18 protein-coding genes are annotated in these 21,243 nt (G+C 31.8%); 1 reads left to right on the top strand and 17 read right to left on the bottom strand.

All coding sequences use genetic code 11. The features are described 5' to 3' along the window. Window positions 1–8 precede the first annotated feature (8 nt). The 13 genes from P0R33_RS15670 to P0R33_RS15610 form a co-directional block, all read right to left on the bottom strand. On the bottom strand, window positions 9–1,031 hold the full coding sequence (locus tag P0R33_RS15670; RefSeq protein ID WP_276172089.1) for a polysaccharide biosynthesis protein: 1,023 nt from the start codon (window positions 1,029–1,031) through the stop codon (window positions 9–11). Between the two features lie 24 nt (window positions 1,032–1,055). Continuing rightward, window positions 1,056–2,126, bottom strand: coding sequence for a lipopolysaccharide biosynthesis protein (locus P0R33_RS15665; RefSeq protein WP_276172088.1), 1,071 nt, complete (start codon window positions 2,124–2,126; stop codon window positions 1,056–1,058). A gap of 3 nt (window positions 2,127–2,129) precedes the next feature. Then, entirely contained in the window at window positions 2,130–4,565 is a 2,436-nt protein-coding gene (locus tag P0R33_RS15660) for an SLBB domain-containing protein (protein ID WP_276172087.1), read from the bottom strand. 40 nt (window positions 4,566–4,605) lie between these two features. After that, complete coding sequence (gene rfbB / locus P0R33_RS15655) at window positions 4,606–5,652, bottom strand: dTDP-glucose 4,6-dehydratase (protein WP_276172086.1); 1,047 nt, start codon at window positions 5,650–5,652, stop codon at window positions 4,606–4,608. Between the two features lie 12 nt (window positions 5,653–5,664). Further along, on the bottom strand, window positions 5,665–6,672 hold the full coding sequence (locus P0R33_RS15650) for a mannose-1-phosphate guanylyltransferase (RefSeq protein ID WP_276172085.1): 1,008 nt from the start codon (window positions 6,670–6,672) through the stop codon (window positions 5,665–5,667). A gap of 30 nt (window positions 6,673–6,702) precedes the next feature. Next, window positions 6,703–7,992, bottom strand: a complete 1,290-nt coding sequence (locus tag P0R33_RS15645) for a nucleotide sugar dehydrogenase (RefSeq protein WP_276172084.1) — start codon at window positions 7,990–7,992, stop codon at window positions 6,703–6,705. Window positions 7,993–8,273: 281 nt separating this feature from the next. Further along, window positions 8,274–8,738, bottom strand: a complete 465-nt coding sequence (locus P0R33_RS15640; protein ID WP_276172083.1) for a UpxY family transcription antiterminator — start codon at window positions 8,736–8,738, stop codon at window positions 8,274–8,276. A 77-nt stretch (window positions 8,739–8,815) separates the two neighbouring features. After that, window positions 8,816–10,207 (bottom strand): UDP-glucose 6-dehydrogenase, encoded by a 1,392-nt coding sequence (locus tag P0R33_RS15635; protein ID WP_276172082.1) that lies wholly within the window; start codon window positions 10,205–10,207, stop codon window positions 8,816–8,818. Between the two features lie 28 nt (window positions 10,208–10,235). After that, window positions 10,236–11,219, bottom strand: coding sequence for an SDR family oxidoreductase (locus P0R33_RS15630; protein ID WP_276172081.1), 984 nt, complete (start codon window positions 11,217–11,219; stop codon window positions 10,236–10,238). Between the two features lie 10 nt (window positions 11,220–11,229). Then, entirely contained in the window at window positions 11,230–13,677 is a 2,448-nt protein-coding gene (locus P0R33_RS15625) for a polysaccharide biosynthesis tyrosine autokinase (RefSeq protein WP_276172080.1), read from the bottom strand. Window positions 13,678–13,690: 13 nt separating this feature from the next. Continuing rightward, window positions 13,691–14,482: a polysaccharide biosynthesis/export family protein gene (locus P0R33_RS15620; RefSeq protein ID WP_276172079.1), complete on the bottom strand. Its 792-nt coding sequence runs from the start codon at window positions 14,480–14,482 to the stop codon at window positions 13,691–13,693. A 72-nt stretch (window positions 14,483–14,554) separates the two neighbouring features. Then, window positions 14,555–15,175 (bottom strand): recombination mediator RecR, encoded by a 621-nt coding sequence (recR, locus tag P0R33_RS15615; RefSeq protein WP_276172078.1) that lies wholly within the window; start codon window positions 15,173–15,175, stop codon window positions 14,555–14,557. A gap of 139 nt (window positions 15,176–15,314) precedes the next feature. Further along, the gene (locus tag P0R33_RS15610) at window positions 15,315–15,680 is read right to left on the bottom strand and encodes a CoA-binding protein (protein WP_276172077.1); all 366 of its coding nucleotides are present in this window, start codon (window positions 15,678–15,680) and stop codon (window positions 15,315–15,317) included. Window positions 15,681–15,832: 152 nt separating this feature from the next. Here P0R33_RS15610 and P0R33_RS15605 point away from each other — a divergent pair, with 152 nt between their 5' ends. Next, the gene (locus tag P0R33_RS15605; RefSeq protein WP_179002214.1) at window positions 15,833–16,459 is read left to right on the top strand and encodes a MarC family NAAT transporter; all 627 of its coding nucleotides are present in this window, start codon (window positions 15,833–15,835) and stop codon (window positions 16,457–16,459) included. Window positions 16,460–16,536: 77 nt separating this feature from the next. Here the strand turns inward: P0R33_RS15605 and P0R33_RS15600 are convergent, their stop codons facing one another. From P0R33_RS15600 to eno, 4 genes are all read right to left on the bottom strand, one after another. Then, a complete protein-coding gene (locus P0R33_RS15600; protein WP_276172076.1) occupies window positions 16,537–17,472 on the bottom strand; it encodes an arginine deiminase-related protein in 936 nt (311 codons plus the stop codon). A 60-nt stretch (window positions 17,473–17,532) separates the two neighbouring features. Further along, window positions 17,533–18,447 (bottom strand): arginine deiminase family protein, encoded by a 915-nt coding sequence (locus P0R33_RS15595; RefSeq protein WP_276172075.1) that lies wholly within the window; start codon window positions 18,445–18,447, stop codon window positions 17,533–17,535. A 62-nt stretch (window positions 18,448–18,509) separates the two neighbouring features. Next, window positions 18,510–19,787, bottom strand: coding sequence for a citrate synthase (locus P0R33_RS15590; protein WP_184165570.1), 1,278 nt, complete (start codon window positions 19,785–19,787; stop codon window positions 18,510–18,512). Window positions 19,788–19,940: 153 nt separating this feature from the next. Further along, window positions 19,941–21,233: a phosphopyruvate hydratase gene (eno, locus tag P0R33_RS15585; RefSeq protein WP_229354983.1), complete on the bottom strand. Its 1,293-nt coding sequence runs from the start codon at window positions 21,231–21,233 to the stop codon at window positions 19,941–19,943. Between the last annotated feature and the right edge of the window lie 10 nt (window positions 21,234–21,243).

The following is a 21,243-nucleotide window of genomic DNA, read 5'->3' as shown; positions in this document are numbered from 1 at the left end:
ATATAAAATTATTGATTGTGAGAGGCTAATTCATCTTGAACATAATCTAGTGTAAGAAGCAATTTCTTCAGTTCTTCTACACTTAGTCTTGTTGTATTATCTGAGTTATATTCTGTACTGACTAACTTTGGTCCATCTTCTTGCACATACTTTGTATAATTCAAATCTCTGAAATCTGCAGGAATCCTATAAAAATTCCCTAAATCCTCAGCTTTTGCCATTTCTTCTTTGGCACATAAAGTCTCATACATTTTTTCGGAATGGCGTTCTCCTATAATTTTAATCTCATTGTTTGCATTAAATAATTCTTTCAAAGCCTGAGCTAAATCTTCAATTGTTGAAGCTGGTGATTTTTGTACAAAAATATCTCCTGGATTTCCCTTCAAAAAAGCAAACATAACTAAATCTACAGAATCGTTCAACGACATCATAAATCTTGTCATTTTTGGATTTGTAATCGTTAACGGTTTGCCTTCTTTTATTTGTTTCACAAATAAAGGTATTATTGAGCCTCGAGAACACATTACATTACCATAACGGGTTGCTGTATATATTGCATCTATATTTTTAACTCTTAAATCTCTTGCTTTAGAAACCGCCAATTTTTCCATAAAAGCCTTGGAAATTCCCATAGCGTTAATAGGATAAACTGCCTTGTCCGTACTTAGTACCACTACTCTCTCAACATTATTTCGAGCTGCTGCTTCTAACACATTTTCAGCTCCAATTATATTAGTTTGAACTGCCTGCATTGGATAAAATTCACAAGAAGGTACTTGTTTTAATGCTGCAGCATGGAAAACAAAATTTACTCCATTCATAGCTGCATTGATACTATTAAAGTCTCTAATATCACCAATGACAAAATTTAGCTTGTCATTCTTGTAATGAATCCGCATATCTTCTTGTTTTTTTTCATCACGCGAAAAAATCCTAATTTCTTTCAAATCTGAATTCAAAAAACCTTTTAACATAGCGTTTCCAAAAGAACCGGTACCTCCTGTTATTAATAAAATTTTATCTTTAAACATATATATTGTCTTTTAATTAGTTTCTTAATAGCCTACTTTCTTTAATATTCTTCTTACTACCAACCAAAAAGCAGTAAAAAAAACTGCTAAAAATCCACCTATGACTAAACCTTTTATTTTACCCAACTGTTCTTTATGCAATGGTAAAATAGGTCTGTCAATAACTTGAATTAATGGTGTTTCTTTACGCAAAGTAACTTTAGCTAGTTCTGATTGTTTTACTAATTCTGTTAATATTGCTGTATTGGCCTGAACATCAACCTGTCTTCTAGCAGAAGGAGCGCGCCGAACATTTAGAGCTGGATTTAAATTAAATGTATTATCATTGGCAAGTGCAACCCCAGTAATGGCTCCATTTAATTCTCCACGGATAGAATCTGTCTGACGTTGCAAAATAGACATATTCATTCTTGCCTTTTTACTTTTAGTATCAACATAAAAATCAGAAACTTCTTTCGCTAAAGCTTCACAAAAATATTTAGCAAAAAGTTCACTTTTTGAAGCAACATCAATAGTAATAATTGATATTTTTTTATCTTTTTGAGCAACGGACAAGCCTCCTTTTGAAATAGACTCATATAGTTTACCCATGATACTATCCTGAACTCTTGTAAATAATTTTCTATTAGAATTTGGTAAAAAATTTAGATTTGAAAATTCTGCTTTTTTATTCCATTTTTCTCTCCATCCATTATTTTGAATGAACATCTCTGCTAACGAAATTGTTTTTCCCTCAACTACAACAGGTGATAATAGTGTTTTTTCAACCATTGATCTTGATTTGAACAATTCAGTTAGGTTAGAACCAGTAAAAACACTTCCCCCACCTCCTCCTAAATCTATACCAAATGAGCTTGCCAATCCTAATGCTCCCCCTAAACCTCCTCCACTTTTTTCATCTTCTAAAGCAAAAGATAAAGTAGCTACATAAATTGGTTTTTTAAGAATCGAATAGGTTACTCCTAAAGTAGCTCCTATCAATCCTGCCAATACAATGATTTTCCATTGCAAAATCATATAATTCCACCATTCTTTCCCTTTTTGTAATAATTCTTTTAATGATATCTCATCATTGTTTATTGACTTATTATCCATAAATTATTTATTGAAAGCAGTAATAATTAACAGTGCTAAACTAGAAACAACACTTCCGATACCAACCCATTCTCCTGCAGTCATTTTTTTCCTTTCAGGTTTCTCCGGGACAACAATTTGAGAATCTGGCATTACTTTAGGATAGGATTTGAAAAATAAAAATGAGGTAGTAACATCTGCTTTTCCATTTGGATAAATTATATAGGCTTTTTTCTTCCATCCTTTACTGTCTACACCTCCAACAGCATTTATATAATATTTAAAACCTTTACCACTTCTATATGGAATTTCTGAAGTTAACAGAACATTTCCTGTCACCTTAACTCCCTCATTATAAACTGCTACCTCAATTTCATCACCTGGAAATAAAGTAACATTGGAAAAGTGATTCTTATCTTTTACAATTTTTTCCCAATTTACAGGTATTGTCGCAAATTTCAGGTCTTCTTTGAGTTTTTTAGCCAGTTTACCTTTTAAAGTATCATTTTTAGAAATATTTAAGTCAACTCTTTCTAATGTTTCAATTTGTTCCTCTTTAATTGGTCTTTTGATTTTCATTCCATCAAGATTTGCAATTGAAGTTAAACCACCTGCTCTCATTACAATATTATAGACAGTCTCTTTCTTATTAGCCAAAACATATTTCCCAGGGTATCCTACAGCTCCACTTACAGTAACCATTTGTGGTTTTTCATAAACTGCCATTCGACGAATATTAATTACATCGAAAGGCTTCAAAACAAAATTTTTAATCTGTTCATTATTATCAGCCGTAATTTCTAGCTCAATTAATTCTATACGTTTAGGATCAGTATCATCTATTGCATCTGATTTGACCATTCTTGCAATTTCAACCCTTTTTGATGCAGAACCAGTTAGTCCTCCAACCTGAACCACCAAATCATTTAGTGTCAAATTTTCAAAATATTCATACTCTCCAGGATTTTTAATTTCTCCATCAATGGTTATTTTGTACTCTTCTCTAAAATCTAAAATTGAATAAACAGTAACAATATCTTCTCTTTTTAATTCAATATCAGCATTTAAATCTCCTGAAAGAGCTGCACCTAAATCTACATTAACAATTTCTGTGGTTAAATCGGTTTTTAAGCGTATGATTCTTGCTCTTTTGCTATAAGCGTCTTCTTTCAAACCTTCCGCTCTAGTAATAAGATCAGAAATTCTCATTCCTTCTGTAAATGAATAGTAATCTGGTCTAAAAACTGCTCCTTCAATTTTTATTCTATTCTCAAAACGATTTAATATTTTGGTTATTCGGAACACATCACCAGATTGAGGTTGATAAGAATTATAGTCACTTTCGTTTATATCGTGAACTTTAAATTCTTTCCCTGTTTTTTGTAAAACATTTACTGAGGCAGTGTATGCAAACTCATTAAATCCAGATGCAAAATTCAACAAATCTGAGAATTTTTCCCCTTTTTTCATTTCAAAGATTCCTGGTCTTTTTACTTCTCCTTCAACAGTAACTCGCTGAGTATATGCTGGAATTCGAATCACATCATTCTCCTTTAAACTAACGTTATCAGATTGATCGCCCTTTACTAAAAATCGATAAATATCTATATTTCTGTAAACTTTATTGTTTCTTATTAATTCTATATTTCTATAACTGCCGTTTTTCCCGGGTCCTCCTGCTAAATGCAAAGCATTATAAACTGTCGCTAATGATGAAATTGAATAGTTTCCAGGTTGCTTACCACCAACAATTGTAACTTTGATTGTTCTAATTTGGCTTAAACTTACACTTACTTGCGATTGTCCTGAACGAACTGTGCTATAAACTCTTGCAATAGCTGCTTTTATTTTTTGTGATGCTGCTTCTATAGACATTCCAGATACTGCTATCTGCCCAACATAGTCAATACTTATTTTCCCCTCAACACTTACGGGTATACTAGCATTATATTCCTGAACACCAAATACACTAACTTGTAGCTCATCACCTGGTCCCAAAACATAATTCATTGGGGTTGCTAATTTTAAATCTGGTTCAAAATTTAAAGTTGGATTATCAAATAGTTCTGAGCCGAAAATCAAAGAATTCACAGAATCTTTAACTTTTTCATTTATTATTTTTTCTTGTTTTCTTCCAGACTTAGAATCATTATCATCTTTTTTTAAAGAAATGTCTTTTTTAGATTCTTTTAAATTCTTTTTCTGGTATTCAGTAAGTTTAGTTTTGAGCTTATTAAACTCTGTTGAACTCATCCCTCTTGAAAGAGCAATAGGCTCTACTTGATCAATAGTTGTATTATTACTTTTAAGCTGAGCGCTTATTTTTGCTAGGTCGTCATCGGATAGATAGTCAACATTAATAGAACTCAAATCTTTTGACTTAAGAATATCTTGAGAATGAACGTTTATTGTCATTACAAGTATAAAAAACAAAGTAAGAACGTAAGTGATTTTCTTCATCTTATATTTAAATTTTCTTTAAAAAAACTGCTGTTATAAATTATGAATATTGTTTCTGATAATAATCTTTATAAGCCCCTGATGTTACATTTTGAAGCCATTCTTGACTATTCAAATACCAATTTATAGTCTTCTCCAATCCTTCTTCAAAAGTAACTGATGGTTTCCAACCTAACTCTTTATTAATCTTGGATGCATCAATTGCATAGCGCAAATCATGACCTGGTCTATCTTTAACGTAAGTAATTAATTTTTCAGAAGCTCCATTATCCCTTCCTAATTTTTGATCCATTACCTTACAAAGTAATCTTACCAAATCAATATTTTTCCACTCATTAAATCCTCCAATATTATAAGTTTCTTGATTTTTCCCTTCATGAAAAACTAAATCAATAGCAATTGCATGATCTTCAACAAATAACCAATCACGAGTATAATTTCCATCTCCATAAACTGGCAATGGCTTATTATTTATTATATTATTAATGAAAAGTGGAATTAATTTTTCAGGAAAATGGTAGGATCCATAATTATTCGAACAGTTGGTCAAAACATAAGGCAGACCATAAGTTTCTCCGTAAGCTCTAACAAAGTGATCTGAACTAGCTTTTGAAGCAGAATAAGGAGAATTCGGATCGTAAGAAGTTTTTTCGGTAAAAAGTCCTTCAGAGCCTAATGAGCCATAAACTTCATCTGTACTAATGTGATAGAATCTTTTACCTTCAAAATTACCTTTCCATTGATTCTTGGCAGCATTTAATAAATTTATTGTACCAATAACATTTGTTTTTACAAATGCCAAAGGATCTTCAATAGAACGGTCAACATGTGATTCTGCAGCTAGATGCAAAACTCCATCAAAATTATGTAGGGCAAAAAGTTCATTAATAAACTTTTCATCTACAATATCTCCTTTTACGAAACTATAATTTGTATTGTTTTCAATATCTTTTATATTTTCTAAATTCCCAGCATAAGTCAAAGCATCTAAATTAAAAATCTGATATTCAGGATATTTATTTACAAATAGTCTAACTACATGCGAACCGATAAATCCCGCGCCACCAGTTATAAGTATTTTTTTCATTTTTAATTTTTCCTAATTAAGTAATTCAGAATTTTGCTTTTCTAATTCACTATAAATATCTTTAACATCTTGCGAATTTTCTTTTTGCAAAATTAAATTAGCAGTTTCAGTATAAACAAAAATTGTATTTTTTAATCCTAAGAAAGTAGTATGTTTATCACAACCGATAACCATATTACCATTTGCATCTGTAGAATGTCCTTTTGAATTTAGATAATCATAAACAGATTCGAAAGATCCTAAATCAGACCATGAAAAAGAAGCTGGCACAACCTTGATTTTTTTACTTCTTTCCATTACAGCATAATCTATACTGATTGATGGAATTTCCATTGATAAATCTAAATCTAAAAACCCATTTTTACTTTCTTCCCAAACCGTTTTTGATTTTTCATAAACATCTGGTTGGAATTTCTTCAATTCTTCTAAAAGTACGCTTGCTTTAAAGCAAAACATTCCACTATTCCAAAGAAAATTTCCTTTTGAGATAAACTCTTTTGCAGTTGTTTCATTTGGTTTTTCGCGAAATGAAATAACATTATCTCCTTCTGCTTCTATATATCCATAACCCGTTTCAGGTTTTGTAGGTATTACACCAAAAGTCACAATAAAACCATCATTTGCTTTCGAAATAGCTTCAGAAATAGCTTGATTATAATTTTCCATTTGATCAATAATATGGTCTGATGGAGTAATAATTAATACATCATCTGGTTCCGATGCAAATGCTGCAAAAGCAATAGCTGCAGCTGTATTTCTAGGTGTAGCTTCAATAATATTGATATAAGAAGTACCCGTTTTATCCATTACTTTCCCACTTAATTGATGATTATCGACATTCCCCACAACCATTACTTTACTTGCTAAATGACTATTTCTTTCAACTGTCATTTCAAATAATGATTTTCCCTCAAATATTTCTAGATATTGTTTTGGTCGACTTTTTCTGGAGAGTGGCCATAATCGGCTCCCAACTCCTCCCGTAAGAATTACATGCGTAATAGTTGTATCTGAAATCATATATCTTATATAAAAAAAAGAAATTTTAATCTAAAGCCTATTATCAGCCAAAGACCCTAAAACTCCTTTTACATCATAAATTAAACTTTTATCTTTTTGCAAACTTGAAAAATTAATATCAAGAAATTCCGAATGGGCAACTCCTAATACTAAAGCATCAAATTTTTCAGCAGGCAAATTATTTATTGTTTCTAATTTGTACTCTCTTTTTACTTCTTCAACATTGGCGAGAGGATCAAAAATAGTAACGGCGATTCCGTAATCTTTCAATGCTTTTATTACATCAACAATCTTAGTGTTTCTAACATCTGGACAGTTTTCTTTAAAAGTAATCCCAAGCATTAACAAATTTGCTCCGTTAACAGAAATTCCTTTTTTGATCATTAGTTTCACAATCTGTGAAGCTACATATTCTCCCATGCTATCATTTAAACGTCTTCCTGCTAAAATTATTTCAGGATGATATCCAAACTCTTGTGCTCTTTGTGCCAGATAATAAGGATCTACTCCTATACAGTGTCCACCTACAAGACCTGGTTTAAAAGGTAAGAAATTCCACTTTGTAGATGCCGCTTCTAAAACTTCTTGCGTATCAATATTCATTAAGTTGAATATTTTGGCTAATTCATTAACAAATGCAATATTAATATCTCGTTGCGAATTCTCAATAACTTTTGCCGCTTCTGCAACTTTTATTGTTGGCGCTAAATGTGTTCCAGCCGTAATAACTGCTTTATACAACGCATCCACTTTTACTCCAATTTCAGGAGTTGAACCAGATGTAACTTTTAATATTTTTTCAACCGTATGTTCTTTGTCTCCCGGATTTATTCTTTCTGGAGAATATCCCGCAAAGAAATCTTCGTTGAACTTTAAGCCAGAAACTCTTTCTAAAACAGGAACACATTGCTCCTCTGTAACTCCAGGATATACAGTTGACTCATAAATGACAATATCTCCTTTTTTTAATACCTTCCCAACTGTCTCACTCGATTTATATAAAGGAGTTAAATCTGGTCTATTATTTCTATCAACTGGAGTAGGAACTGTCACTATATAGTAATTACAATTCTCAATATCGTTTAATGAAGTAGTACAGTAAAGTCCTGTTTTTTTATTAAGATCTGTAACCAAAACTTGCTGTAAAACTTCGTCTTCAACCTCTAAAGTAGTATCTGTTCCAGATTTTAAAGAATTGACTCTTGATTCATTTATATCAAAGCCAACTACTGAATATTTTGTAGCAAATAATCGGGCTAAAGGCAAACCAACATAGCCTAAACCAATAACCGCAATTTTTACATTTTTTTCTAATTCCATTTTTCTAATTTATTTAGGTCATTAAAACTCACGGCTTCGCCGTTCCGAGTCCCATTGTTTGGTCTCAGCTACCTAAATTAATCATTTTCGGCAAATATAGTACAATAAGTCAACTTATTCAATACGGTTTCCCGTAATCATCAAAAACAAATTGTTAATAAAAACACACTCATGCACAACACCTTATTAATCAGGCTGTAAATAATTACTTTATAAAAAAAACAGAAGAAAAAAATCTAAAAAGACTCTCTCTTCTGCCATTTTCCTATTAAATAACGAGGTTATTTATATTTTATTTTCAAAACACAGCCTAAAGTTTCTAATACAAGAGTATAATAATTATTAGATACTTCTTGCACGATTGCACTTTGATTACTAAATGCTCCCGATTCTAATTTGATTTTGTCCCCGACTTGTAAAGTTGAAACTGAAACATCACTAATATTCGGAGATTCAAGATTCGTTTTTATAATGTTAATCTCTTCATCTTTTACAATAGCTGGTTTGCCCAACCAAAACAAATATCGAATTACTCCCGCAACTTGAAAAACCGAACTTCTTTCTGTATCTGCTATTTGAACAAAAACATAAGAATTAAAAAGTGGCACTTCTATTTTCTTCTTCCTGTCTGACCATTGTTTAACCTGAGTAACTAAAGGACAATAACACTTTATTCCTAATTGTTGGAGTTTATCAGCAACTTTTTTTTCCCATTTCGGTTTTGTATAAACTACGTACCAATTCATTTTTATATTTATAACGAAGTAAAATTAACTTACTACTTCACATTTTCACACCAACTTTACTTCACTACAAACTTAAATTAAGAGCCTATTCCTTGGTAAATAAAACCAATTGATTCTAATTGTTTTGCATCCAGAATATTTCTTCCATCAAAAACAAAAGCCGGTTTATGCATCGAATCGTAAATTTTTTGCCAATCGTAAGTTGTAAATTCATCCCATTCTGTTAAAACAGCAACAGCATGTGCGTCTTTACAAGCATCATAAGCATTATCTAACGCTTCTAAGTAAGATGAATTTTCTTGGCTAGTTCTTGTTTCCAAATAATCCAAATCACTAATCATTTTATTTCTTGCCACTTTTGGATCGTAAACCGAAATTTTAGCTTGCTCGTTTATTAAATCGTCTGCAACATAAATAGCCGCAGATTCTCTTGTATCGTTGGTATCTTTTTTGAAAGCCCAACCAAGAAATGCGATTTTTTTATCTGCAACTGTATTATATAATGTTTGAACAATTTTATTAGAAAATCTTCTTTTCTGATGATCATTCATAATAATAACTTGTTCCCAATAATCTGCTACTTCATTTAATCCGTATGATTTTGCGATGTAAACTAAATTCAAAATATCTTTTTGAAAGCAAGATCCACCAAAACCAACTGATGCTTTTAGAAATTTAGATCCAATTCTGCTGTCCATACCAATTGCTTTTGCTACTTCAGAAACATTTGCTCCTGTTTTTTCACATAATTCTGACATTGCATTTATTGATGAAATACGTTGTGCCAGAAAAGCATTTGCGGTAAGTTTTGATAATTCTGAAGACCAAACATTTGTTGTTAAAATTCGATTTTTGCTTACCCAATTAGAATAAACATCAACCAATGCATTTATAGCTTCTTCACCTTCTGGAGTTGTATCGCCACCAATCAAAATTCTATCTGGGTTTAACAGATCTGTTACAGCTGTACCTTCTGCCAAAAATTCTGGGTTTGATAAAATCTGAAATTGAACTCCATTTCCAGTGTTATCTAATATGCTCTTAATCGCTTCTGCTGTTCGAACTGGCAAAGTCGATTTTTCTACTACAATTTTATTTTGTTTTGCAACTCGTGCAATTTGTCTCGCGCATAATTCAATATATTTTAAATCGGCTGCCATTCCTTTTCCTTTTCCGTAAGTCTTAGTTGGCGTATTTACCGAAATAAATATCATTTGTGCTTCATCTATCGCTTTGTCAACATCTGTAGAAAAAAACAAATTGCGTCCTCTCGCTTGCGAAACTATTTCTGAAAGACCTGGCTCGTAAATTGGAATATTTTCTGGATTTGGATCATTCCAATCTGCAATTCTTTGTTCATTTAAATCAACAACTGTAACTTGAATATCTGGACATTTTTGAGCAATAACTGCCATTGTAGGACCACCAACATATCCTGCGCCTATGCAGCAAATTTTTGTAATTTTCATTTGATCTATTATTATCTTGATCTTTAATTTATTTTAAATTATTCCAATACCATCCAACTGCTTCTTTCAAGCCTTCTTGCAAAGAGTATTTCGGATTATAACCCAGCATTTTCTTTGCTTTTTCTATACTTGCTAACGAATGAGGAATATCGCCTGCTCTATTCTCTCCATAAACAACTTGCACATCATTTATTTTCGAATCAAATTCAGATAAGTATTGTTTTAAATATTTCACTAAGTCATTTAATGTATTTCTATCACCAAATGCAGTATTATAAACTGTATTAATTGCTTCTGGATTTTGAGAAGTGATTGCCAATTCATTCATCTGAATTACATTATCGATATAAGTAAAATCACGAGAATAATTTCCATCTCCATTAATCACTGGACTTTCATAACTCATAAACTGCTTCACAAATTTCGGAATAACCGCTGCGTATGCTCCATTAGGATCTTGCTTTCTTCCGAAAACATTAAAATAACGAAGTCCAATAGTTTCTAATCCGTACGTTTTACTAAAAATTTCAGCATACAATTCGTTTACATATTTAGTAATTGCATAGGGAGATAATGGTTTTCCGATAACTTCTTCCACTTTAGGCAATCCTTGCGAATCTCCATAAGTTGATGAACTTGCCGCATAAACAAAACGCTTAACTTTAGCATCGCGAGCTGCCGTTAGCATATTTAAAAATCCGGAAACATTAACATCATTTGTTGTAATGGGATCTTTTATTGATCTAGGAACCGAACCCAAAGCCGCCTGATGTAAAACAAAATCTGCTCCTTCAACTGCTAAAAAACAATCGTTAAGATTTCGAATATCACCCTCAATTAATTTAAAATTTGGATTATCTAGGAAATCTTTCAAATTACGGCGGTGTCCAGTAGAAAAATTGTCTAAACAAACCACTTTATAACCTAATCCTAAAAAATACTCCGTTAAATTTGAACCGATAAAACCAGCACCTCCGGTTATTAAAATTGTTCTTTTCGTCACGTTTTCCATTTATCAAAGATTAGTGTTTTTTAAATCTATTTAAGAGTGTTTTCCAAAAGCCACGTTTGCTTTCTTCATCATGATAACCATTTGCATAAGCCCCATATCCGTAGCCATAGCCATAACCTCCGCCATATTTCGCCTTGTTTTCATAGCCGTTTAAAACAATACTAACATTGCTTAACTCTCCACGTTTCATTCTGGTGTTTAACAACGTAATCATTTCTTTCTTAGTATAATTTTGTCTAACAATGTATAGTGTAACATCTGCAAACTGAACTAATTCTAGAGAATCTGCAACCAAACCAACAGGAGGCGTATCCAAAATTATATAATCATATTTTTTCTTCAATTCATCAATTAACTCTTTCATTGATTCTCCTAAAATAAGCTCTGAAGGATTTGGCGGAATTGGTCCAGAAAGAATGACATCTAAATTTGGAACTATAGTCGAATTTGTAATTTCTTCCAAGCTGTTTTGTCTTATAAGATAATTAACAACGCCCAAAGAAGAAGTTAACTGAAATTCATCTGCCAATCTTGGTTTTCTTAAATCTAAACCAACAATTACTGTTTTCTTTTCGCTTAAAGCAAAAACAGTTGCAATATTTATAGAACAAAATGTTTTTCCTTCTCCACTTATTGATGAAGTAATCATTAAAGTTTTTGAACCGTTAACTTGTTGTTTTTTATACAAAAACTGCAATGAAGAACGAATTCCACGAAAAGCCTCTGATAATGCGGACTTTGGCTTATCAAATACAGCTAAACTAATATCGCTTTTATTAACACCAATTACACCAAGTAGTGGTATTTGAGTTAATTTGCTAATATCCTCAGTATTTTGAATGGAATTATTTATAAAGAAAATTCCAAAAACGAACAATAAAGGAATTAATATTCCTAAAAATAAAGCCAGAATATAATTTGCTGAAGTTTTAGGACCAATTAATCCTCCACCAATATCTTTTGCCGGATCTATAAAATGAATATCAGACAAATTAGAGGCTTTTACAATCTCTGCTTCATTTCTTTTTTGAAGAAATTCGGTGTAAATATTATCATTTAAATCATATTTACGCTTGATTTTTAACAACTCCTGCTGTTCTTCAGGAAGTTTCTTTACTGTACTTTCAGCCTGACCAATCTTGGCATTAACCATTGACAAATCAGAGATCAAGGAAACTTTCGCTGAAGCAATATTTTCTTGAAGCACATTTTTTATGGCTACCATTTGATTGTCAAAATCCTTAAATATTTTTTCACTTTTTACAGCATAGGCCATTTCAGATCTTTGTGTAGAAAGTGCTATTAATTTTGAAACATTTGATATGATATTTGGATCTTCAATTCCTGCCACAGAAGGCGCTGGAAGTCTTGAATAATCGGTACTACTGTTTAAATAGGATTTTAATGAATTGTAGTATGCTATTTTTCGAGTAATTTGATCTTTTTCAACATCAAAAGTCATTATTTTATCAGAAACTCTAGCTCCTCCATCTTCGATTTGATAAATATTCTTATCTTTTTGAAATGTTTTCAGCTCATTTCCTGTTTGCTTTAATTGGGATTCCATTGCAACCAAAGTACTATCTATAAACCTAATAGTATTTGTTGCAAATTGGTTTTTGCCATCAAGTTGCTTTTTAATAAGCATTTTTACGGTAGAATTTAAATAATCAACCATCCTTGCTTTATTACCTCCTTGCATTGACAGAGTTAAAATTGATCCTCCATTTTTATCTCCATCTACACCGATTCCTCTGTAGCTTGCAACGGTTCCGTCAAAATTATTAAATCTAACGTAATATTCTTTTCCTTTATAAAAACCAGGATTATCTGTTATTTGCAGCTTCCAATTTAAAAAAGGCAAATTAACTTGATCTCCGACTTTATAGGTTTTAGAAAAATCTCCAGCCTGAACAGAAGTATTGCTATATGTATTAGTACTGTATGTTATCAGTGACACTGAATCACCTTCAAAAGGAATGCTAATTTTATACTGATTTTCACTTAAAAATGTAATCTTTATTAATGTACCAGCAATTTGTCCTTTCGATTTATCAATATCAACATAAAAAGGAACCGCCCCGTAAGAGTCAATAAAATTGTATTTTCCTTGTTCTAAGTAATCAATATAAAACTGCAGTTTACTTACAACCAATTCATTATGAGATCTAGATTTAAGAATTGTCGAAATTCCATTAACTTGATCCGATACGCCTCCCCAATTAAAAACCAGACTTGTATTAGAGGTAAAGAAAGGATTACTTTCTTCTTTAATAGAAACCATAGTTTCCATTGCGTAAATTTTTTCTTTACGAATGTTTATTTGATAAGCAATTGTAAATGCAATAATCAAACTTATTAGAAACCATTTCCAATAACTAACAATCTTCAATAAAAGACCTTTGAAATCAAAATTGGCATGATTTTCAAAAATGGAAAAATCTTTAATATCTAACATTTTTCAAATCTTTTTAATTTCTAATAATAAGGTAAACAGTTGTTGCTAAAGACAACAATGTTATGATTGTTCCTATTGACTGGATTCCCGTTTGACCTGTTCCCCAAGTTTTCTGTTTCAATGGCTTTACATAAATATAATCGTTCGGCTGTAGATAATAATAGGGAGATTTCATCACATTGCGATCGGTTAGATCAATATCATGCATTTGAACCCCAGTTGGAGTCTGACGGATTATAGTTACTTCTTTTCTATTACCAACAATTGTAATATCTCCCGAATTTGCAATAGCTTCTAAAATTGTCACTTTATCTTTATATAACGTTTTTGTTCCTGTACTTCCAACCTCTCCATTGATTGTATAACTAAAACCAGCTAATTTTACGGTTACAAAAATATTTGCATCTGTTTTAAAATATTCCTCAAGTAATTTTTTTTCAATTATTACCCTAATTTCTTCGAGTGTATAACCGATAACATTTATCTCTCCTAAAATTGGCACTCTAATATTTCCATGATCATCAACTGTAAATCCGTCAAAATACAAAGACGAGTCTGATTTTCCTGTTTCAACTTCTACATTTGTTTTATTAAAAATAGAAACCAGCTTGGGATCTATTGCTTTTATATCAATACTTATAACATCACTAACTTGTACTCTGTAGGGTTTATTTTCTACCGAAGCAATTTTGTTTTGCTCACTCGAAGTATTTTTGTCTTGAAGATAAACCAGATCTTTCATCGGTATACATGAAGTAAACAATACCGAAATTAATAACAATAAATAAAAGCTGTTTTTTGTCATCAGTCAAATTTTATAGCAAATATAGTTTTTCTCGAATTGCTTAGAAAAACCTAAATTTTATTTGGGGTTTAGTTAATTATTTTTAAACGTTTTTTCAAAAGGAACCCGATGAAGAATACTTCTCCCTAGAGTAATTTCATCTGCATATTCAAGTTCGTCACCAACAGATATTCCTCTTGCAATTGTTGAGATAATAACTTCATAATCTGTAATTTGTTTATAGATATAAAAATTGGTTGTATCGCCCTCCATCGTAGAGCTTAGCGCAAAAATAATTTCAACCACTTTTCCAGATTTAACTTTATCTACTAAACTTGAAATATTTAATTGATTTGGTCCTACACCTTCGATAGGCGAAATTTTACCGCCTAGAACATGATAAATACCTTTATATTGACCTGTATTTTCAATTGCCATTACATCTCGAATATCCTCAACTATACAGATCGTTTCATGGTTTCGTCCCGTATTGGCACATATTTCACAAATTTTAGTGTCTGAAATATTATGGCAGTTTTCGCAAAACTTAATATCCTCACGCATATTAATTAACGCCTGAGACAGAAAAGAAGTTTGTTCTTTTGGCTGTTTTAACAAATGGAGAACCAAACGAAGTGCTGTACGTTTGCCTATACCAGGCAATTGAGACATTTCGTTAACTGCTTTTTCAATTAATTTTGATGAAAATTCCATGACGACAAAAGTAATACTTTTAATGGTTTAGCCCGCATGATGGCAATTAATTTCAATGCTTATTACTATTCCCGATTTATTCTTAAAAACAGAATTACAAACTGTCAATTATATAAATTTCACTATGTTTTTCTGCTTCTTAATATTGACTTGTAGCCAGTAAAACCAAAGTACAAGCAACTTCAACCTGAATATCGTTTAATTCTAGCAACTGATATAATTCTGGATTTTCTGTACCTGGATTAAAAATTACTCTTTTAGGCTGTGCTTCAATGATGTAATTATAATAATCTCTCTGACGAACAGGATTAAGATATAAAGTAATTGTATCAATATTTTTAACTGGAATTGCTTTAGTCTGAATTTTTACTCCAGCAACCTCTCCCGCTTTTTGACCTATAGCCAAAACAGAATGCCCTTTCCCAACCAACATATTTACAGCTCTATAAGAATAACGCTCTGGATTTGTAGATGCTCCAATAACTAATGTTTTTTTACTTTTCATTTTTTTTATTTAGACTGCAAAAGTAATCAAAAAGTACCATTTTATGCTATCTGTTTGATTCATAATCCATAACATTCAAAAACATTATCCTAACATTATTTCGTTTAAAAACATCAAAAATTAACTACTTTTACTTTACTAACCCAAACTCTATGGAATTATTTATTTACTTATTTGCTGCTTTATTTTCTGTACTAAACCCAATTGGAACCGTCCCTATTTTCGTTGGATTAACACAACACGATTCACAAAAAGAAAGATCTAGAATTTCTCTTTGGACAGCTATTAATGTTTTTATTATTTTATTGGTGTCTTATTTTATTGGACAATATGTATTGACTTTTTTTGGAATTAGCATTGACGCTTTGAGAATTGCCGGCGGAATTGTAATTGTAAATTCTGGGTTTTCTTTACTTTCTGGAAAATTCAATAAAAAACGAGGAATCAATAAGAAAATTGAAAATGAGGCACAGCAACGAAATGATATTGCCCTTACACCTTTAGCAATTCCGATGTTGGCTGGCCCTGGATCAATGTCTCTTTTGATTGCTTTTTATCAGGAACATCATGAATTGAACGAAATCATAATTTCTTCATTAGCAATTCTTGCTATTGCAGTTGCGATTTTTGCTATTTTAAAAAGCGCTCATTATTTGGCTAGAATTTTAGGTGCCTCTGGTATTGTTGCTATTTCTAGAATTGTTGGTTTTATAGTTATTTCTATCGGAATTCAATATATCGTAAGTGCTCTTGTAAATATTATCAAAGGAAATTTTTAACTAGACGAATATTAAAAAATAAAAGGGATAAAATCTTAATATGATTTTATCCCTTTTATTTTATTAAATCTTTTCTTTTAACTTCTCGGCAAGAATACTTCGGCCATCATGCATCTCGCACTTCCACCGCCGCAAGCTTCAATCGTATCTAAACTAGAACTTAAAATTTCAGCATGATTTTCTAACTGCGTAATTTGTTTTGGAGTTAAACTTTGATGAGCAGAAGCACTCATTACAATATATCTTTTATCATTTGTTCCACGAACTTCTAACATATTTCCAGCAAAATTGTTCACTTGATCTTCGGTAATTAAGATAATTTCTTTTCCGTCTTGTTTGAGATTATCCAAAACCATTTTGCGCTCTTTCTTATCATCAATAGAATCTGCACAAATAACAGCAAAAGTTTCACCCAGACACATCATCACATTCGTATGATAAATCAGTTTTCTTTCTCCATCAACAGTTTGAAATGCTTCAAAAATAACTGGCGCATAATCAAAATCTTCGCAGAATTCTATAAACAATTCTTCATCTGCTCTTGGTGATAATGCGCAATACGCTTTTCCATTTGCACGATCCAGTAATAAACTTCCTGTTCCTTCCAAGAAAATACCATCTTCTTCTGCAGAAGTATAATCCATTATATTGGTAATTTCAAATCCTTTTTCTTCCAAAGTATCCAAAATATCTTCGCGACGTTCTTGGCGACGATTTTCTGCAAACATGGGATAAAGAGCTACATCCCCATTTTCATGAAAAGAAACCCAATTGTTTGGAAAAATACTATCTGGAGTATCAGTTTCCAAATTATCATCCACAACTGTAACATCTACACCAACTGCTCTTAATTTTTCTACAAAAGTGTCAAATTCCTGTTGTGCCTTAGCATTAACCGTACTTGGCAAAAGCCCGTCTAATACTTTTTGATAATAATTATTTACCGCTGTCTGTTCATTCATTCTGAATGCAACTGGACGAATCATTACGATAGCATTAGTTGTTTGTTTCATTTTATATGTTTTTTGATTCAAGTTTCAGGTTTTTAAAAAACTTAAAACTCAATAACTATTTTAGTCTCTAATTAATGGCAAGGTAGAACATCTTAACAAACCCTCTTGTTTTGCAATTTCTGCATATGGAATTTCTTCAACAACGAAACCTTTTTCACGAAGCCAGTTATTTAATCTCGTAAAATTCTTCTCAGAAACAACAACATTTTCATCAATTGAAAACACGTTTGAAAACATATTATACATTTCATTTCTTTCGATATGAAATAAATTTTCTTTTCCAAAAAGTTTTACCAAATAAAGATAATCTGCTTCTTCTCGAAAACCTCTTTTATAAATAATTCCTTTATCTTTTCCAACTGGTTGAAAACAGCAATCTAAATGCAAAGCATTATCTCTGGCTTCAAGTTTTGATTTTACCAAATCAAACTCTTTTACAATTTTATTTGGAAACAATGACTTGATATAATTTACACCATGCATATTTGTTCTTGCAGTAATATAATCTTTATAGTCGCTTCCTTTGTAAGTCCCAATAAAAATATGATCATTCCAAAGCATCACATCTCCTCCTTCAATATGAACTTCTTCGGGAGGGCGAACTACTTTTTTGGGATCAATTTTATCAATTACGTATTGAATAGCATCTAATTCACGTTCTCTATCTGGAAGAATATTGGATTTTACAAAAACATCATCAATTACAAAACCTATATCTCTAGCAAAAATCTGATTGTAGTTTTCGATCATTTCCGGACGATAAACTGTTACATTATATTTTTGAAAAACAGCATTAAAAGCATCCATTTCAACAACCATATCTTTTTCTACAGGATAAGTTCCTGCCTTAATATGTTCCAATGATTTAGGATCATAAGCTTCCTCTAAAGTCGGAGTAGGCCCATTATGAACAGCAGAACCCAAAACAACCGCACGAAGTCTCGATGTTTCGTTCTTTACATTTAATTGCAACATAACTCTATTATATTTTGAGCAAATATAAAAAAAGCTTCACAGTTAAGTGAAGCTTTCGTTTTTTATTTATTAGACTTGAACTCTCTTAAAGGATGTCCAGTGTAAATTTGTCTTGGTCTTCCGATTGGTTCTTTGTTTTCACGCATTTCTTTCCATTGCGCAATCCAACCTGGTAATCTTCCGATAGCAAACATTACTGTAAACATATCAGTTGGAATTCCTAAAGCTCTATAGATAATTCCAGAATAGAAATCAACGTTTGGATACAAGTTTCTTGATTTGAAATATTCATCCTCAAGAGCTGCTTTTTCTAATTTTCTTGCGATATCTAAAATCGGATCTTCAACACCTAAAGTTTCTAATACTTCTGTAGCTGCTTTTTTAATGATTTTAGCTCTTGGATCAAAGTTTTTGTAAACTCTGTGACCAAATCCCATTAAACGGAATGGATCATTTTTATCTTTCGCTTTCGCTAAGAATTTATCTGTATCTCCACCGTCTTTATTAATTTCTTCAAGCATTTCAAGTACCGCTTGGTTAGCTCCACCGTGAAGTGGTCCCCATAATGCAGAAACACCTGCAGAAACAGAAGCAAATAAACCTGCATGAGAAGAACCAACCATTCTCACTGTAGAAGTAGAACAGTTTTGTTCGTGATCTGCATGAAGAATAAATAATTTATCTAAAGCGTTTACAATTACTGGATTTGCAGAGTAAGGTCCTGTAGGCAATTTAAACATTAATTGCATGAAGCTTTCTACATATCCTTTTGTATTATCATAATAATTTAAAGGATAACCCATAGACTTTCTGTAAGTCCATGTAGCGATTACAAGAAATTTAGCCATTGTTTTACAAATAGCTTCGTACATTTCTTTTTCGTTATCAACATTTACAGCTTTTGGATTAAATGCCGTTAAAGCACTTGTTAAAGCAGATAAAACTCCCATTGGATGAGCTGTTTTTGGAAAACCGTCGATAATATTTTTCATTTCTTCGTTTACCAAAGAATGTTTTCTAATATTATTCTCAAAATCTTCTAATTGTGCAGCAGTTGGCAATTCTCCAAAAATCAAAAGATATGAAACCTCTAAAAAACTAGCTTTTTCAGCTAAATCTTCGATTGAATATCCTCTGTAACGTAAAATTCCTTCTTCTCCATCTAGGAAAGTGATTTCACTTGTACAAGATCCTGAGTTTTTGTAACCTGGATCAATTGTAATAACACCAGTTAAATCACGTAATTTGTTAATATCGATAGCTGATTCGTTTTCGCTTCCTGTGATTACCGGAAGTTCAATCTTTTTACCATCTATTTCTAATGTAGCTATTTTTGACATAATATCTTGGAAATAATTCTTTAAATAATAATTTACCAAATCTAATGAATTTAAGACTAATTAAAAAAAGAATACTGCTATGAATTTGTTAAAACTCCAAAAAAAAACCATTCATTAAAAAATGAATGGTTTGTCTTAATATAACTCTTATGATTATTTAATCTTGAAAGCTTTTAAACCAGGGAAGTAAGCAGTACTTCCTAATTCTTCTTCAATTCTCAATAATTGATTGTATTTAGCCATACGATCAGAACGAGAAGCGGAACCAGTTTTAATTTGACCACAGTTTAAAGCAACAGCTAAATCTGCAATTGTATTATCTTCAGTTTCTCCAGAACGGTGAGACATTACAGAAGTATAACCAGCATTTTTTGCCATGTTTACAGCTGCAATTGTTTCAGTTAAAGTTCCGATTTGGTTAACTTTTACTAAGATTGAATTAGCAATTCCTTTTTCAATTCCTGTTGATAAACGAGCAACGTTAGTAACAAATAAATCATCTCCTACTAATTGTACTTTATCTCCAATTTTTTCAGTTAAAGCTTTCCATCCATCCCAATCATCTTCGTACATACCGTCTTCGATAGAAATAATTGGATATTTAGCAGCAAGTTCAGCTAAATAATCAGCTTGCTCTTCAGAAGTTCTGATTTTTCCAGTTTCTCCTTCAAATTTAGTATAATCGTATTTCCCGTTTACATAAAACTCAGAAGCAGCACAGTCAAGAGCAATCATAATTTCGTCACCGAAAGTATATCCTGCTTTTTCAACTGCAAGTTTGATAGTATCTAAAGCATCTTCAGTACCACCAGCTAAGTTTGGAGCAAAACCTCCTTCATCACCCACAGCAGTACTTAAACCTCTATCATGTAATACTTTTTTCAAACTGTGGAAAATTTCAGTTCCCATTTGCATAGCATGTGTAAAAGAAGTTGCTTTTACTGGGAAAATCATAAACTCCTGGAATGCGATAGGCGCATCAGAGTGAGATCCACCGTTGATGATATTCATCATTGGAACTGGCAATGTATTAGCAGAAACACCACCAACGTATCTGTACAATGGCAAACCAAGTTCATTAGCAGCAGCTTTTGCAGCAGCTAAAGAAACACCTAAAATAGCATTAGCTCCTAATTTAGATTTGTTTGGAGTTCCATCTAAATCAATCATTAATTGGTCAATTGTATTTTGTTCGAAAACAGAAGTTCCAACTAATTCTTCAGCAATAACAGTATTTACATTGTTCACTGCATTCAAAACACCTTTACCTAGATAAGCTTTACCTCCATCACGTAATTCAACAGCTTCGTGCTCTCCAGTTGAAGCTCCAGATGGAACCGCAGCTCTACCTAAAACTCCATTTTCAGTTACTACATCTACCTCAATAGTAGGATTACCTCTAGAATCAAGAATTTGTCTTGCGTGAACTTTAATTATAATACTCATTATTTTTGTT

The sequence above is a fragment of the Flavobacterium sp. YJ01 genome (assembly GCF_029320955.1).
In the GTDB taxonomy this organism is placed as follows: Bacteria; Bacteroidota; Bacteroidia; order Flavobacteriales; family Flavobacteriaceae; genus Flavobacterium.
This window is presented reverse-complemented; position numbering and strand designations above follow the sequence as displayed.